Source organism: Marinobacter sp. MIT930201 (genome assembly GCF_047122665.1).
GTDB classification, from domain to species: Bacteria; Pseudomonadota; Gammaproteobacteria; order Pseudomonadales; family Oleiphilaceae; genus Marinobacter; species Marinobacter salarius.
On the sequence record NZ_CP138916.1, the window covers coordinates 2,930,024 to 2,946,831 of the forward strand.

The 16,808-nt window shown below is 58.1% G+C and carries 14 protein-coding genes; 10 read left to right on the forward strand and 4 right to left on the reverse strand.

Annotation, left to right across the window (positions count from 1 at the left end):
- Positions 1 to 18 precede the first annotated feature (18 nt).
- Both SIC19_RS13385 and smpB read right to left on the reverse strand, forming a co-directional pair.
- On the reverse strand, positions 19 to 1,437 hold the full coding sequence (locus SIC19_RS13385) for a wax ester/triacylglycerol synthase family O-acyltransferase (RefSeq protein ID WP_075194309.1): 1,419 nt from the start codon (positions 1,435 to 1,437) through the stop codon (positions 19 to 21).
- Positions 1,438 to 1,600: 163 nt separating this feature from the next.
- Positions 1,601 to 2,080 (reverse strand): SsrA-binding protein SmpB, encoded by a 480-nt coding sequence (gene smpB, locus SIC19_RS13390; protein ID WP_007153125.1) that lies wholly within the window; start codon positions 2,078 to 2,080, stop codon positions 1,601 to 1,603.
- Between the two features lie 179 nt (positions 2,081 to 2,259).
- Between smpB and SIC19_RS13395 the strand changes: the two genes are divergently transcribed.
- The 3 genes from SIC19_RS13395 (at position 2,260) to SIC19_RS13405 (ending at position 4,682) form a co-directional block, all read left to right on the forward strand.
- Positions 2,260 to 3,876, forward strand: a complete 1,617-nt coding sequence (locus SIC19_RS13395; RefSeq protein WP_075194310.1) for a sodium-dependent transporter — start codon at positions 2,260 to 2,262, stop codon at positions 3,874 to 3,876.
- A gap of 81 nt (positions 3,877 to 3,957) precedes the next feature.
- Positions 3,958 to 4,398: a type II toxin-antitoxin system RatA family toxin gene (locus SIC19_RS13400; protein ID WP_036212167.1), complete on the forward strand. Its 441-nt coding sequence runs from the start codon at positions 3,958 to 3,960 to the stop codon at positions 4,396 to 4,398.
- 2 nt (positions 4,399 to 4,400) lie between these two features.
- Positions 4,401 to 4,682 (forward strand): RnfH family protein, encoded by a 282-nt coding sequence (locus SIC19_RS13405; protein WP_036212170.1) that lies wholly within the window; start codon positions 4,401 to 4,403, stop codon positions 4,680 to 4,682.
- 14 nt (positions 4,683 to 4,696) lie between these two features.
- On the opposite strand, the gene SIC19_RS13410 is transcribed toward SIC19_RS13405, so the two are convergent.
- Entirely contained in the window at positions 4,697 to 5,023 is a 327-nt protein-coding gene (locus SIC19_RS13410; RefSeq protein WP_007153121.1) for an outer membrane protein assembly factor BamE, read from the reverse strand.
- Positions 5,024 to 5,145: 122 nt separating this feature from the next.
- On the opposite strand from SIC19_RS13410, the gene fur reads away from it, so the two are divergent.
- Entirely contained in the window at positions 5,146 to 5,556 is a 411-nt protein-coding gene (fur, locus tag SIC19_RS13415; protein WP_007153120.1) for a ferric iron uptake transcriptional regulator, read from the forward strand.
- Positions 5,557 to 5,661: 105 nt separating this feature from the next.
- Here the strand turns inward: fur and recN are convergent, their stop codons facing one another.
- On the reverse strand, positions 5,662 to 7,341 hold the full coding sequence (gene recN, locus SIC19_RS13420) for a DNA repair protein RecN (protein ID WP_041333796.1): 1,680 nt from the start codon (positions 7,339 to 7,341) through the stop codon (positions 5,662 to 5,664).
- A 246-nt stretch (positions 7,342 to 7,587) separates the two neighbouring features.
- Here recN and grpE point away from each other — a divergent pair, with 246 nt between their 5' ends.
- The 6 genes from grpE (at position 7,588) to carB (ending at position 16,791) form a co-directional block, all read left to right on the forward strand.
- Positions 7,588 to 8,193: a nucleotide exchange factor GrpE gene (gene grpE, locus SIC19_RS13425; RefSeq protein ID WP_036212177.1), complete on the forward strand. Its 606-nt coding sequence runs from the start codon at positions 7,588 to 7,590 to the stop codon at positions 8,191 to 8,193.
- 110 nt (positions 8,194 to 8,303) lie between these two features.
- On the forward strand, positions 8,304 to 10,229 hold the full coding sequence (dnaK, locus tag SIC19_RS13430) for a molecular chaperone DnaK (RefSeq protein ID WP_036212180.1): 1,926 nt from the start codon (positions 8,304 to 8,306) through the stop codon (positions 10,227 to 10,229).
- Between the two features lie 78 nt (positions 10,230 to 10,307).
- Entirely contained in the window at positions 10,308 to 11,438 is a 1,131-nt protein-coding gene (dnaJ, locus tag SIC19_RS13435; RefSeq protein WP_041333797.1) for a molecular chaperone DnaJ, read from the forward strand.
- Positions 11,439 to 11,449: 11 nt separating this feature from the next.
- Positions 11,450 to 12,250, forward strand: a complete 801-nt coding sequence (dapB, locus tag SIC19_RS13440) for a 4-hydroxy-tetrahydrodipicolinate reductase (protein ID WP_075194311.1) — start codon at positions 11,450 to 11,452, stop codon at positions 12,248 to 12,250.
- Between the two features lie 201 nt (positions 12,251 to 12,451).
- A complete protein-coding gene (gene carA, locus SIC19_RS13445) occupies positions 12,452 to 13,576 on the forward strand; it encodes a glutamine-hydrolyzing carbamoyl-phosphate synthase small subunit (protein ID WP_083637121.1) in 1,125 nt (374 codons plus the stop codon).
- Positions 13,576 to 16,791, forward strand: coding sequence for a carbamoyl-phosphate synthase large subunit (gene carB, locus SIC19_RS13450; protein WP_075194313.1), 3,216 nt, complete (start codon positions 13,576 to 13,578; stop codon positions 16,789 to 16,791). The genes carA and carB overlap by 1 nt, the downstream gene beginning before the upstream one ends.
- The last annotated feature ends 17 nt before the right edge of the window (positions 16,792 to 16,808 follow it).

Below are 16,808 nucleotides of genomic sequence, written 5' to 3' on the forward strand. Positions count from 1 at the left end.
GGTGGTCAGTTGTACCTATCAACTGGCGGCCCGGGCGGTGTTCTGTTCGCTGTTGTGCAGCGCGGCGTCCAGGAGTTCGGCAAAGCTGTCGCGGAAATGCCCCATCACACTGGCCGGGTCGGCCTTGATGTTCTTGTCGATGGTGATGCCGAATTGCACCGTGCCGGCGTAGCTGAATATGCTCAAACCGATGCCGATATTGCCGCTTTGGGGCACCCAGAACATGGGCTGGGTGAGCTTTGCTCCCGCCAAATATACAGGTTCTTTTGGGCCCGGCACGTTAGTGAGTACCGCAGAGGCCTTATTGCTGAGCATGGAGAGCGCCCGCCGCTCAAGGACATCCGGGCCGCGCCCGAACAGGTCCAGCAGGCTGTAGGTTACCTGAGCCTGATAGGAGCGTTTGAGGCGGTTCATGTTTTCCTGAACCTGGCGGAACCGCATGATCGGATCGGTCTCCTCCACGGGCAGGGTGACCAGCACTAGCCCGAACTGGTTGCCCAGGGTTTCGATCGGCTGTCGCATCGGGCGCAGGTTAAACGGTACGGCAACGCGAACACCGCATTCCGGCGTGGCCTCGCCGGTGGCTAAAAAATGCCGTTGCAACGCGCCGGCGGCGGCACACAGCAGCACATCGTTGGCGGTGCCGCGCAGGGCTCTGGCGCACACCTTCACTTCGGCGAGACTCAGCGGGTCGGCCCAGGCGACATGCTTGCGACCGCTCAGGGGTATTTTCAGGCAGGTGTCTGGTTCCGCCGGGGAGAGGCCCAGCTTGAGCAGGTCGACGGCGATGTTGCCCGCGGTAGTGGCCAGTTTGAACGGGTAGCCCGGCTCGTTGCGGATGGACTTCAGAAACAGGCCTGCCTGGTCGATGGCGGTTTGTCCATTATGCAAAGCCCGGCTGGCGAGCTGTCGTAGACCTTGAGGTGCATGGGTCTTGGATTGGCTGGATGTCGATACCCGGCTGAGTCTCGGTTCCGGCGAGTTGTCGGTCAGCGAAAGCAGCACACGCACCAGTGAAATGCCGTCAGCAATGCAGTGATGGATGCGAACCAGCAGGGCACAGCCACCCTGATAGTTCTCGATATAGTGGATTTGCCAGAGCGGGCGCCGGAAATCCAGCGAGGTGCTGGTCAGGTCGCTGGTCAGTGTTTGCAGCTCCTGTTTGCCTCCATCGCCGGGAAGGGCAAGAACGTGAATATGGTTGTCGATATGAAAGAGTGGGTCGTCCTGCCAGTACGTGCGGTCGCCTTCGGTGACGACGCGCTGTCGAAAGCGCCGGAAGGTGAGAAAGCGTTCGTCGAGCGTTCGCTTGAGGCGCTTGAGGGCAATGGGCTGATCAAACACCAGCACCGCTGAAATCATCATGGGGTTCTCGGGGCATTCCATGCGTAGCCACGAGCGATCTACTGCAGACATGGGTGTTTGTCGGCGTGTCATCACTTGCTCCCTTTGGTTCCCGTCTGTCCCTGGGTGGCCGCTGTCCGTATGCGGATTGGGGTAAGGGATCGAGTATAGGCTGATCAGAGAGGGGCTAAAAGAGGATGCAGATGCGACATAAAATGCGGGGAGAAGTCGCCGGGCCTGGGGCCCGGCCAGCGGATCAGACGTTGGTTTCGCGGAGGATGCGTTGTTTCTGGCGGTTCCAGTCCCGTTCTTTCTCGGTGGCACGCTTGTCGAAGAGCTTCTTGCCTTTCACCAGGGCAATTTCGCATTTCACCTTGTTCTTCTTCCAGTACATGGCCAGCGGAATGCAGGTATGGCCTGCCTGGTTAACCTTGCCGACGATCTTGGCAATTTCCTTGGCGTGCAGCAGCAGTTTGCGGGTCCGGGTCGGGTCCGCGATAACGTGGGTTGAGGCGGCGGTGAGCGGGATGATGTGGGATCCCAGCAGCCAGGCCTCTCCGTCCTTAAGCAGCACGTAGGCATCGGTGAGCTGCGCCTTGCCGGCACGGATGGATTTTACTTCCCATCCGAGCAGGGCCAGGCCCGCCTCAAAGCGTTCCTCGATGTGGTACTCGTGTTTTGCCTTTTTGTTCAAGGCAATGGTGGCGCTCGGTGCGCCGGGTTTCTTCTTGCTCATGAATCGTTGATCCGGAGTCGGACAGAAAATTTACCGTGCGTAATCGTGCCGGAAAAGCGCGCATTGTAGCCCAGTAGTACCAGACTGGTCACGAAATCGGCGCGATTGACTGAGTCGATGGTCGTATGGGTTGTGATTCCTCCGCTACAATGTGCGCTGAGATGTCGTCAGGGAATGGAATGCCTACTCCATACGAAACACCAATCGGGTCGTGGACCCGGCCAACCACTTTTTTCTGGGCCGCGACCGGGGCAACCTTTGGCCTCGCGAACGTGTGGCAGTTTCCCTACCTGGCCGGCCAGCATGGCGGCGGGTTGTTCATATTGCTGTACCTGGCGTGCCTGTTGCTGGTCACGCTGCCGTTGATGGTCACCGAATCCGCGATGGGAAGATACGCCCGCCATGGATTGGTGCTGGCGATGGATGGTTTCGTTCGCAGCGCGCGACGGTCCCGGGCGTGGATGTGGGCTGGTCGTCTGGGGGTGTTGGCGGCTTTTCTGGTGCTTTCCTTTACGGCTGTTTTCGGTGCCATCGCTCTGGCCTACGTATTCTACGGAGCCATGGGCCGGTTTATTGGCGCCGGCGAGGCTGAAGCCGCAGGTATCCTCTCCGCGTTGGTGTCGGACTCGCGGGACTATCGCGTGTTCATGGGCTGGCACGGATTCTTCCTGTTGCTGGTGGTGTGGGTGTCGATGCAGGGCGTGGTGGACGGTGTCGAGCGTGCAGTACGGGTGGTGGCACCGGCGATGATGCTGATTCTGCTGGCGCTCTGCGGTTTGGCCGCCTGGAGTGGGGATTTCCGCAGTGCGTCGGACTTCATGCTGGATTTCCGCCCCGCCGACGTGACCCTGGACAGTTTGCGGGCGGCGTTGTTTCACGCGTTTTTCACTCTTGGGCTCGGAATGGGCGTGTGGACCCTGTTCGGTGCCTATACACCCGCGGACACTCGCCTTAAGCGTTCCGTGCTGGCTGTGGTGTTGATGGACACCCTGATCGCCATCGGGGCCGGGTTGGCGATTTATTCGTTGGCGCCCGATGGCCATTCCATGGAAGGTGAGCGCGGGTTCGGGCTGCTTTTCCTGTCGCTGCCGGTGGCCCTGGCGGATCTGCCGGGCAGTCAGTTTCTGGTGGCGGCCGTGTTCCTGGTCATCGTGATGATTGTGTGGACGACGTCTCTTTCATTGCTTGAGCCGGTGGTCGGTTGGTTTCAGGAGTGGACAGGCGCACCAAGGGGCTTGTCCGCCTTTCTGATGGGCAGCTCAGTCTGGCTGGCGGGGCTTGGGTCGTTGCTGTCCTTCAATCTATGGTCCGACGAGCGTTTCGCCGGGGGCACCTTGTTCCGCTGGCTTGAGCTGATCACGGGTGGCCTGCTGATTCCGCTGGTGAGTATCCTGATATCTGTCTTCGCGGGCTGGTACCTGACCCGAAATCTGACCTTCACCATACTGGGAAAGGCACCACGCCTGATTGGCCGTATATGGTTCTGGGTGATGCGCTTGATCTTGCCGCTGGTGGTGGCGTATATCGGCCTGCAGTACACCGCCACGTCGCTGGTGGCGTTGTGCGACAGCGGTAGCAACGGATTGTGGTGCGAACCTACCGTAGAGTTGGCGCCAAGCTCAATGACGCCAACTGCCCCCGATGCGAATGATCCCAACAATGAAGCGGGTGATGCCGGTGGGGGTGGCGAGCCAGAGACCAATCCGGGCGAGCCAGGCGAGAAGAGCGGTAAGAACGGCCCGGCTGGGCAGGAAAGTGACCCCAACAACGGTGATATCCTTTATCATAGCGTCTGATATTGGCGTCCCGATTAAAGGGGCTCCCCCTTTGCAGGGTCTTCAACTCAAGAGTATTCGCAAGCAGGACGTCCGGTTCCAATGCCCCATCAGATCGACAAGACCGCGCTGGTTATGCACTCGGCGGAACGCATGTTCCACCTGGTCAACGATGTTGCCAGCTACCCCGACTTTCTTCCCTGGTGTTCAGCCAGCCAGGTGCACGAGCAGACAGACCACGAAATCATGGCATCTATGGATATCGCCAAAGGTGGTATCCGTCACCGGCTGACCACGCGCAACCAGCTGTACCTGCCGCATACCATTGAAATGAGCCTGGTGGATGGTCCTTTCCGTAACCTTAGCGGTCGTTGGCAGTTCAAGCCCCTGCAGAATAACGCCTGCAAGGTGATTCTCACGCTGGAATTTGAGTTTTCCGGATCCTTGTCGAGGATGACGTTCGGGCCGGTCTTCAATCAGGCTGCGAATACCATGGTGGACGCGTTCTGCCGTCGCGCAGACCAGGTGTATCTCGGGGGATAACAATGATTCGAGTTGAGGTGGCCTTTGCCAGGCCAGACAGGCAGGAAATCATCAGCTTGAGTGTCGAAGAGGGCACCACGGCTGTGGAGGCTGTGAAGCGTTCCGGCATTGTTGCCATATTTCCTGAGGTCGATCCGGAAAATGGCGATATGGGAATCTTCGGTAAGGTGATCAAGAATCCGTCCGCCCACGAGTTGCGGGACGGCGACCGGGTTGAAGTTTACCGGCCGCTGCAGATCGACCCCAAGCAGGCCCGGCTTAACCGGGCAAAGAAGAAGGGTTAAGGCTTGAGGCTGGCTCAGTAGGCGGGCGTTTCTTCCAGCAGCTGGGCTTCGTAATGGGAATACTGGTCGTTATCGTAGTAGACGATGACCCGTTGTTCCTTGATATCGCCACCACTGCGCTGGAAGGTATACACATAGTACTCCCGGGACGGATCGGCGGGGTTGGTCATCAGCGGGGTGCCCAGCAAGGAGTGGACCTGGCTGCGGGACATGCCCTCGGCCAGTGATGTCAGCTCTTCGTCGGTCAGTATGTTCCCCTGTTGTACATTGATCTTGTATACGCCTGGGAAAACACAGCCAGCCATGATGAGAGTTAGAATGAGAGCTGTGAGCTTTTGCATCGCCGGGGGAAATCCTCTATCTTGAAATCGCCTGCCAGGGGCAGGTGTGACACGGTCTGACCGTTAACATGCGGCTTCATCATACCGGAAGCCGTGAGGCACACCAAAGAGTGAATCGTAACATGTCATCCGAAAACACCGAATTACGAAAAGTCGGTCTTAAAGTCACTCTGCCAAGAGTGAAGATCTTCAATATTCTGGAGAACTCCGAGGAGCATCACCTCAGCGCCGAGGATGTGTACAAAAAGCTCCTCGAACAGGGTGATGACGTGGGCCTGGCAACCGTCTACCGGGTGCTGACTCAGTTTGAGGCAGCTGGCCTGGTTCTGCGCCACAACTTTGAAGGTGGGCACGCCGTTTTTGAGATGGCCGGCGACGATCATCATGATCACATGGTCTGCACTCAGACCGGTGAGGTCATTGAGTTCGTCGATGAGGTAATCGAAGAGCGGCAGCAAAAAATTGCCAAAGAACGAGGCTATGAGATTGTCGATCACAGCCTGATTCTTTACGTCAAACCCCTCAAATCCTGATAACTCAGGATTTGTTCCGGAAAAAAGAAAAAAAGGGGGCGGGGTTTTAGCCCGCCCCAACAACTCTCAGGATCGAGAGGGGAATACGCTTACCTTTCAAACTGTTCAGTGATGCGTAGCCTGGCCTTTCGTGAACATTTCGTGGGCATGGGCAATGGTGTGTTCGGTCATATCCACACCACCGAGCATTCTTGCCACTTCGCTGACCCTGCCATTGTCGTCCAATGACTCGATCTTCGAGTAAGTGGCGTCTGATTCCGTAAACTTGCTGACGAACAGGTGCTGATGGCACTGGGCCGCTACCTGGGCAAGATGGGTGACGCACAACACCTGTCCATTACTGCCCAGGCTGCGAAGCAAGCGACCAACCACTTCGGCGGTGCCGCCACCAATGCCTACATCCACCTCGTCAAAGACCAGTGTTGGTGTGGTGGAAGTTTGCGCAACCACCACCTGAATGGCCAGGCTGATGCGTGAGAGTTCGCCACCCGAGGCTACCTTGGCTAGCGGACGTGCGGGTTGGCCCGGGTTCGCGCTGACCAGGAATTCAATGTCTTCCAGGCCGTGGGGCGCAGGCTCGTCGCCTTTGTTGCGGCTCAGGTGGGTTACGAACTGGACCGCTGGCATGCTCAGTTGGGCGAGCTCCTCCGCGATGCGCTGATCAAGGTTGGCAGCAGCCTGTTGGCGTGCGTTCGACAACTCGGTGGCCAGGGTATTGAAGTGGCTTCGCTGTTCTTCCAGTTCCGCCTCCAGCTTCTCAACGCTGCCCTCGCCGTCGTCCAGCGATGCCAGTTCGGCACTCAGGCTCTGGTGGAATTCCGGGAGAGTCTCCGGTGTGATGCGGTGCTTGCGGGCCATCTGGTAAATGGCACTCAGGCGCTCTTCCACTTCGGCCAGTCGGGCTGGGTCGGCGTCGTAATCTTCCACAAAGTGGCGCAGGTTGTCGCCAGCCTCGGTGATCTGAATCTGGGCTTCATTCAGCATCTGGATGGTTTCCGTCAGTGCCGGTACCTCCACCGGCAACTGCTCCAGTTGCTGTAAAGCCTGGCGCACCAGATCCGCTGCGCTATTCTCATCTTCCGTGCATAGCAGGGTAGCCTGATGGCTGTTGTGTAGCACCGTGTCGGCATGGCTGAGCCGTTCCTGTTCTTTCTCCAGCTCTGCCTGCTCTCCGTCTTCCAGCGCCAGGCGATCCAGTTCTTCCACCTGGTAGCGCAGTAGCTGCAGGCGGGCTTCTGTCTCATCGGCATTCTGCTGGCGTTCGGTCAGCCGCTGGCGGGTTTTGTGCCAGGCTTTCCATGCATCCCTGGTTTGCTCTCCCAACGCTTCTGCGCCAGCGAACTCGTCCAGCAGTTTGCGGTGAGTCTCCTTGCGCAGCAGGGACTGGTGCTGGTGCTGGCTGTGGATGTCCATCAGGGCGCTGCCCAGATCTTTCAGGTGGGCAAGGGGGCAGGGCTGGCCGTTGATGTAGGCGCGAGAGCGGCCATCCTTGCTGATCACTCGGCGCAGGATGCATTCGTTGTCATCGTCGAGCTCATGGTTTTCCAGCCATTGCCGGGCTTCGGCAATGCGGGACACGTCGAAAGTAGCGGTAATATCGGCGCGTTTGGCGCCATGGCGTACGGCGCCAGCGTCGGCGCGCCCGCCCATGGCAAGGCCAAGGGCGTCCAGGACAATGGATTTGCCGGCACCGGTCTCTCCGGTCAGCGCCGTCATACCCTTTCCAAACTGAAGTTCGACCCGCTCGGCAATGGCGTAATTGGAAACAGTGAGCTGTGTGAGCATGCAGAGGTCCTCCGCTCAATTCCTGAATACTGTGATTACATACAGTGACTGTGAATATATACAGGGTTTTTCCTGTTTGCAAACATCGGCTGGCGAATTTGTGAATGAATGAGGTGCGCAACGGTTGAAACATCCGATACGGGCCCCATATCCGTTCGCAAACATGTTTTTTTCGGCCCATGGCGGTCGGAAACCAAACGTTAACCGGCCGGTCGTCTGGCCGCCGACGATCAAGCAGGAGTAGTCATGAGCGCTGACGAGAATCGTAACGAACAGGTGGAAGAAGAGTTGAAAGACACTGCGGAAGCCGCTCCCGAGGAAGAAACGGCGACGGAAGACAGTGCCGAAGCCGCTCCGGAAAGCGAAGTTGAGGCCCTGAAGGCCCAGGCGCAGGAGTTTCAGGAGCAGATGTTGCGTTCCCAGGCGGAGATGCAGAATGTTCGCCGTCGCGCTGAGATCGATGTGGAGAAAGCCCACAAATTCGCGCTGGAGAAGTTTGTGAAGGAGCTTCTGCCGGTCGCTGACAGCTTGGAAAAGGCGGTTGAAAGCACTGAGGGGCATGAAAGTGCCGGCGAACTGGTGGCCTCTATTCGTGAAGGGGTCGAGATGACTCTTAATCTGTTCATGGGGAGTCTCGGCAAGTTCAATGTGGTTCAGCTTAACCCCGTGGGTGAGCCGTTTGATCCCCAGCAGCACGAGGCCATGTCCATGGTGCCGGCACCTGATGCCGAGCCCAACAGTGTGGTGGCTGTGGTCCAGAAGGGCTACACCCTGAACGATCGCCTTGTTCGTCCCGCGATGGTGGTGGTCGCCAAGGCCGAAGACGCGCCAAAAATCGACGAGCAGGCTTGAAAAGCAGATTAAAGCGCCAATATAGCCAGTAAACAGGCGGCGCACCGGGACTCCGGGGCAACTTTCAAGGCAGCCGGAACTGAATTGAACAACCGAATTGGAGTAATTGCATGAGTAAGATCATTGGTATCGACCTGGGAACCACAAACTCCTGTGTAGCCATTATGGATGGCGACAAGGTCAAGGTTATCGAAAACGCCGAGGGTGATCGCACTACCCCGTCCATCGTGGCGTATACCGAAGACGGTGAAACGCTGGTAGGTCAATCTGCCAAGCGCCAGGCGGTCACCAACCCGAACAACACCCTCTACGCCATCAAGCGTCTGATCGGTCGTCGCTTTGAAGACGACGTGGTCCAGAAAGACATCAAGATGGTGCCGTACAAGATCGCCAAGGCAGACAACGGTGATGCCTGGGTCGAAGTGAAAGGCGAGAAGATGGCGCCGCCGCAGGTGTCTGCGGAAATCATCAAGAAGATGAAGAAAACCGCAGAAGACTATCTGGGCGAGAAAGTGACCGAAGCGGTTATCACCGTGCCGGCCTACTTCAACGACAGCCAGCGTCAGGCCACCAAAGACGCCGGCAAGATCGCTGGTCTGGACGTGAAGCGGATTATCAACGAGCCAACTGCTGCTGCGTTGGCCTATGGTCTCGACAAGAAGAGCGGTGACCGTACTGTTGCTGTTTATGACCTGGGTGGTGGCACCTTCGACATCTCCATCATCGAGATCGCCGATGTGGACGGTGAGCACCAGTTCGAAGTGTTGGCCACCAACGGCGACACCTTCCTGGGTGGTGAAGACTTTGACATGAAGCTGATCGAGTATCTTGCCGATCAGTTCAAGAAAGACAGTGGCATTGACCTGCGTGGCGACTCGTTGGCGATGCAGCGACTGAAGGAAGCGGCTGAGAAGGCGAAGATTGAGCTTTCCAGCAGCCAGCAGACCGATGTGAACCTGCCTTACGTGACGGCAGACGCCAGTGGTCCCAAGCACATGAACGTGAAAGTGACTCGTGCCAAGCTGGAGTCACTGGTTGAAGAGCTGGTCGAGCGCAGTCTCGCGCCGTGCCGCACCGCGCTGGAAGATTCCGGTGCCAAGATCGGTGAAATCGACGAAGTCATCCTGGTCGGCGGTCAGACCCGCATGCCGATGGTTCAGGAAAAAGTGAAGAACTTCTTCGGTAAGGAAGCGCGTAAGGACGTGAACCCGGATGAAGCTGTAGCCATGGGTGCTGCCATCCAGGCGGCCGTGCTCTCCGGTGATGTGAAAGACGTTCTGCTGCTGGACGTTACCCCGCTGACCCTGGGTATCGAAACCATGGGTGGCGTGGCGACACCGCTGATCGACAAGAACACCACGATCCCGACCAAGAAGTCGCAGACTTTCTCCACTGCGGATGACAACCAGACTGCAGTGACCATTCACGTGGTCCAGGGTGAGCGGAAGCAGGCGACACAGAACAAGTCACTGGGTCGCTTCGACCTGGCGGACATTCCGCCGGCGCCCCGTGGTACGCCGCAGATCGAAGTCACCTTCGATATCGATGCCAACGGTATCCTGAACGTGTCGGCCAAAGACAAGGCGACCGGTAAAGAGCAGTCCATCGTCATCAAGGCGTCTTCAGGTCTGAACGACGACGAAATCGAGAAGATGGTTCAGGACGCGGAAGCCAACGCCGACGAGGATCGCAAGTTCGAAGAGCTGGTCCAGGCCCGCAACCAGGGTGACGCGATGGTCCATACCGTGCGCAAGACCCTGGCCGATGCTGGTGACAAGGTGTCCGACAGCGAGAAAGAGTCTATCGAGGCTGCGATCAAGGAGCTGGAAGAAGCCCTGGCTGGTTCTGACAAGGACGACATCGAGGCCAAGACTCAGAAGCTGACGGAAGCGTCTTCTGAAATGGCCCAGAAGATGTACGCGGATCAGGCAGAGCAGGCGCAGCAGGCCGGGGGCGAAGAGTCTGCCCAGTCCGGTTCCAGCGACGACGCCGTTGATGCCGAGTTTGAAGAAGTCAAAGACGACGACAAGCGATAAAACTTAAGATCATCAGGCAGTTGGAAAACGCGGGAGCTCTTCCGCGTTTTCCTCGTTTTACCAACAGGGTTTTAGAGCATGGCCAAGCGCGACTATTACGAGATTCTCGGGGTGTCCCGGGAAGCGGATGAAAAAGAGATCAAGCGAGCCTACCGCAAGCTTGCGATGAAGTATCATCCTGACCGGAATCCGGATGATGAGGACGCCGATCATAAGTTCAAGGAAGCCAGTGAAGCTTATGAAATACTCTCCGATTCCTCCAAGCGCGCAGCCTACGACCAGTTTGGCCACGCCGGTGTTGATGGCTCTGCCGGCGGCGGATTCGGAGGAGGCGGCGGTGGTGCCAGCTTCTCCGACATTTTTGGCGATGTGTTTGGTGATATCTTTGGTGGCGGCCGCGGTGGCCGCAATACGCGCGGGGCTGACCTGCGTTACACCCTGGAGCTGGACCTGGAAGAGGCGGTAAAAGGCAAAACCGTCCAGATCCGGATTCCTGGCCACACCGAGTGCAACACCTGTGACGGTTCCGGGGCCGAGAAGGGCTCACGGCCGGAGGCTTGTGGTACTTGTAATGGCATGGGCCAGGTGCGGATGCAGCAGGGCTTCTTCACTGTGCAGCAGGCGTGTCCTACCTGTCGTGGTTCCGGCAAGATCATCAAGAACCCGTGTAAGAAGTGTCACGGTGCCGGTCGCATCCAGGAAGAGAAAACGCTGTCCGTCAAGGTGCCGCCGGGCGTGGATACCGGTGATCGTATTCGTCTCTCCGGTGAAGGCGAGATGGGTGTTGAAGGTGGGCCTTCCGGTGACCTCTATGTGCAGGTCGCGGTTCGAGAGCATTCCATCTTTACCCGTGATGGTCGCAACCTCTATTGCGAAGTGCCTATCAGCATCGTGGATGCCAGTCTCGGTGGCGAACTTGAAGTGCCGACGCTCGATGGTCGCGTTAAGCTGAAGATTCCACCGGAGACTCAGACCGGCAAGCTGTTCCGTTTGCGGAACAAGGGCGTTAGCCCGGTTCGTGGTGGTCCGTCCGGTGATTTGCTGTGTCGCGTGGTTGTGGAAACTCCGGTTAACCTCACCAAGCGTCAGAAAGAGTTGCTGGAAGAATTCCAGAAGACCCTGGACGGTGGCGATGGCAACCAGCACGGTCCGCGAAAAACCTCCTGGTTTGAAGGTGTGAAAAGCTTCTTCGACGAAATGAAATTCTGAGGGCAGACGTGATGAGGGTAGCAGTCATCGGCGCCGCAGGGCGCATGGGCAAAGTGTTGATCGAAGCCGTTGACGGAACTGAAGGCCTGGAACTTGGCGCGGCAGTCGTCGAGCCTGGCAGCAGTCTTATCGGCGCCGACGCCGGTGAAATGACCAGCATTGGTAAGACTGGCGTCAAGATGGCTGGCAGCCTCGCCGAAGTGAAGGAGGATTTCGACGTACTCATCGACTTCACCTTCCCGGATCTGACCCTGGAAAATGCGGAATTCTGTAAAACCAACGGCAAAATGATTGTGATCGGTACCACCGGCCTGACCGACGCCGAGAAAGAACAGCTCGCCGTTGCCGCGGAAAAGGCCCCGGTAGTGTTTGCCCCCAACATGAGTGTGGGCGTCAACGTCACCCTCAACCTGCTGCGCACCGCCGCTGCAGCCCTGGGTGACGACTATGATGTGGAAATCATCGAAGCCCACCACCGCCACAAGAAAGACGCGCCGTCGGGCACGGCATTGCGAATGGGCGAAGTTGTCGCCGATGCCCTCGGTCGAGACCTTAAGGAATGTGCTGTCTACGGCCGTGAAGGCTTTACCGGGGAGCGTACCCGCAAGGAGATCGGCTTCGAAACCATTCGGGCCGGCGATGTGGTTGGTGATCATACCGTTCTGTTCGCCACTGAAGGCGAGCGCATCGAAATTACCCACAAAGCCAGCAGCCGGATGACGTTTGCCAAAGGTGCGATGCGTGCGGCATTGTGGTTGGAAGGTAAGCCGGCCGGGTTGTACGACATGCAGGATGTGTTGGGGCTGAAGTAGCGACGAGTAAGATTTCGCGTGGACACAAACTGCCATATTTCGTACAATAAGGCGGTTTAACTGCACCAAGCGTAGCTTTGACAACGCTCAACAGAAAAAGCGGGACGGAGTTCAACTCCCTCTCGCTTTTTTGCGACCTGAATTTGCGCTTGCGTTCCTGTTCGTGACGAACCTGTACGCCACTCGATGAGGATACAAGCCTTGAGTACACCTGCCATCCTTGCACTCGCAGACGGAAGCCTGTTTTACGGCACCGCCATTGGCGCTGAAGGGGAAACCAGCGGAGAGGTGGTGTTCAACACCGCCATGACCGGTTATCAGGAGATCCTGACCGACCCGTCCTACTCCCGCCAGATTGTCACCCTCACATACCCTCACATCGGCAGCACCGGTGTGAATGAAGAAGACATCGAATCTGATCGCGTCCAGGCCGCCGGCCTGATAATCCGTGATCTGCCCCTGCTGGTGAGCAACTGGCGCAGCACCGGCTCGCTACAGGACTACCTGCGCGACAACAATATCGTCGGCATTGCCGATATCGATACCCGTCGCCTGACCCGAATCCTGCGGGATAAAGGGTCCCAGAATGGCGCCGTGGTCGCCGGCGCAGACGCCACGGCCGAGCGTGCTCTGGAGCTGGCCAACGCTTTTCCGGGCCTGAAAGGCATGGATCTGGCGAAGGAAGTCACCTCGGAAAAAACCTGGACCTGGAGCCAGAGTGAGTGGGATATCGAAAGTGGCTATGGCGAGCGCACCGAATCAAAATTCAAGGTCGTCGCCTGGGACTACGGTGTGAAGCTCAACATCCTGCGCATGTTGGCCAGTCGCGGCTGTGATATCACTGTTGTGCCAGCCCAGACCCCCGCTGCCGATGTGCTGGCGATGAATCCCGATGGTATTTTCCTGTCCAACGGCCCCGGCGACCCCGAGCCATGTGACTACGCCATCAGCGCCATTCGCGATGTGTTGGAGACCGACATTCCGGTTTTCGGCATCTGTCTTGGCCACCAGTTGCTGGCCCTGGCCAGCGGGGCCAAGTCCATCAAGATGGGGCATGGCCACCATGGCGCCAACCATCCGGTACAGAACATCGCCGATGGTACCGTGATGATTACCAGTCAGAACCACGGATTTGCGGTGGACGAAACCAGCCTGCCGGACAATCTGGAGGCGACCCATAAATCCCTGTTCGACGGTTCTCTGCAGGGAATCCGCCGTACCGACAAGCCAGCCTACAGTTTTCAGGGTCACCCGGAGGCGAGCCCCGGCCCGCACGACGTAGCGCCGTTGTTTGATGAATTTATCCGCCTGATGGAGGCACGTTGATGCCAAAGCGTACCGACATTAAAAGCATTCTGATCCTGGGCGCGGGCCCCATCGTGATCGGGCAGGCGTGCGAGTTTGACTACTCTGGAGCCCAGGCCTGTAAAGCCCTGCGTGAAGAGGGGTACCGGGTTATCCTGGTGAACTCCAACCCGGCCACGATCATGACCGACCCGGTAATGGCCGATGCCACCTACATCGAGCCTATCACCTGGAAGACCGTTGCCAAGATCATCGAGAAAGAACAGCCGGATGCATTGCTGCCTACCATGGGTGGTCAGACAGCCCTGAACTGCGCTTTGGACCTCGAAAAGCACGGCGTTCTGGCTGAGCATGGTGTGGAAATGATCGGCGCCAACGCCGACACCATCGACAAAGCTGAAGACCGTGATCGTTTTGACAAGGCCATGAAGAAAATTGGCCTGGAGTGCCCTCGCGCCACGATCGCCCATTCCATGGCGGAAGCCTGGGAAGTGGCCAACGACATCGGATTTCCCTGCATCATCCGCCCGTCCTTCACCATGGGTGGTTCCGGCGGCGGTATTGCCTACAACCGCGACGAATTCGAGGAAATCTGCACCCGTGGTCTGGACCTGTCGCCGACCAACGAGTTGCTGATCGATGAGTCCCTGATCGGCTGGAAAGAGTACGAGATGGAAGTTGTCCGCGACAAAAACGACAACTGCATCATCGTCTGCGCCATTGAAAACTTTGACGCGATGGGCGTGCACACCGGTGACTCCATCACCGTCGCGCCGGCCCAGACGCTCACCGACAAGGAATACCAGATCATGCGGAACGCCTCTCTGGCGGTACTGCGTGAGATCGGTGTGGAAACTGGCGGTTCCAACGTGCAGTTCGGCGTAAACCCGGACAACGGCCGTGTCGTCGTCATCGAAATGAATCCCCGGGTGTCGCGTTCTTCGGCGCTGGCGTCCAAGGCAACGGGTTTTCCGATCGCCAAGGTGGCGGCCAAGCTGGCGGTGGGTTACACCCTTGATGAACTGCGCAATGAAATCACCGGTGGTGTTACTCCGGCCTCGTTCGAGCCCAGCATCGACTATGTGGTCACCAAGATTCCGCGCTTCACCTTCGAGAAGTTCCCCCAGGCTGATGCGCGCCTGACCACCCAGATGAAATCCGTGGGTGAGGTGATGGCCATCGGTCGTACCTTCCAGGAGTCGCTGCAGAAGGCCATGCGTGGTCTGGAAGTGGGCTCCGACGGTTTTGAAGAGAAGGTCGACCTGAGCACCACCGACGGCCAGGAAACCCTCACCCAGGAACTGAATGTGCCTGGAGCCGAGCGCCTTTGGTACATCGGCGATGCCTTCCGAGCCGGGATGACCGTGGAAGAAGTGTTCAACAACACGCATGTAGATCCATGGTATCTGGTACAGATCGAAGACCTGATCAAAGAAGAGACTGCCCTCAAATCCGCCGGCAAGGCGGATATTGATCGCGATACGCTGTTCCGCCTCAAGCGCAAAGGGTTCTCCGATGCGCGCTTGGCCAAGCTGCTCAGCATTTCTGAAGTCAGCTTGCGCAAGCTGCGCCATGACCTGGACATTCGCCCGGTCTACAAGCGGGTGGATACCTGCGCGGCTGAATTTGCCTCATCAACCGCCTACATGTATTCGTCCTATGAGGAAGAGTGTGAGGCGGGTGCCTCTGATCGCGAGAAAATCGTGGTCATTGGCGGTGGTCCCAACCGCATCGGTCAGGGTATTGAGTTTGATTATTGCTGCGTTCACGCCGCCCTCGCTATGCGCGACGATGGTTATGAAACCATCATGATCAACTGCAACCCGGAAACCGTTTCCACCGACTACGACACCTCGGATCGGCTCTACTTCGAGCCCATCACCCTGGAAGATGTGCTGGAAATCATCCACGTCGAAAAACCCAAGGGTGTGATTGTCCAGTACGGCGGCCAAACCCCGCTGAAGCTGGCCCGTGGCCTGGAAGCGGCGGGTGTGCCGATTATCGGTACCAGCCCGGATGCCATCGACCGCGCCGAAGACCGGGAGCGTTTCCAGCAGATGATCGGCCGCCTCGGCCTGATTCAGCCGGAAAATGCCACCGTGCGCAGCCACGAAGAAGGCATCCTGGCGGCTCGCGAGATTGGTTATCCGCTGGTGGTACGCCCCTCCTACGTGCTGGGTGGTCGGGCCATGGAAATCGTCTATGACGAGGATGAGCTGGTTCGCTACATGCGCAATGCCGTGCTGGTCTCCAACGACAGCCCGGTGCTGCTGGATCACTTCCTCAACGCCGCCATCGAGGTGGACATTGACGCCATCAGCGACGGCAAGGACGTGGTCATCGGTGGCATCATGCAGCACATTGAGCAAGCGGGCGTGCACTCTGGTGATTCCGCCTGTTCCCTGCCGCCCTACACCCTGCCGAAAGACGTGCAGGATGAAATGCGCGAAGCGGTACGGAAGATGGCCATTGAGCTGGATGTTATCGGCCTGATGAACGTGCAGCTGGCCTGGCAGGGTGGCGAGATCTACGTGATCGAGGTGAACCCGCGGGCGTCCCGTACCGTGCCGTTTGTGTCCAAGGCCATCGGTGTGTCACTGGCCAAGGTGGCGGCCCGTTGCATGGCTGGCAAGTCACTGGCAGAGCAGGGCTTCACTCAGGAAATTGTGCCGACTTACTATTCCGTCAAGGAATCGGTGTTCCCGTTCAACAAATTCCCGGCAGTGGATCCCATCCTGGGGCCGGAAATGAAGTCCACCGGTGAGGTGATGGGTATTGGTGACAGCTTTGACGAAGCCTTCGCCAAGGCGGCCCTGGCCTCCGGTGAGCGCCTGCCGGCCAAGGGTACGGCCTTCATGTCCGTACGGGACGTCGACAAGCCCGGTGCCGCGAAAGTGGCACAGGATCTGATTGACGCCGGTTTCAAGGTGATTGCCACCACTGGTACCGCCAAGGCTCTGAAGCAGGCCGGGCTCACCGTTGATCGGGTGAACAAGGTTCGTGAAGGGCGTCCGCACATCGTGGACGCTATTAAAAATGGTCAGGTACAGCTGATTATTAACACCACCGAAGGTCGCAAGGCGATTTCCGACTCGGCACAGATTCGCCAGTCGGCCCTGCAGACCAAGGTAACCTATACAACGACACTGGCGGGCGGCGAAGCCTTCTGCAGGGCCATCAAGTTCGGGCCCGAGCGCACTGTGCGCCGCCTCCAGGATCTACACGCAGGAAAGTAAGACTATGGCTGACAGAG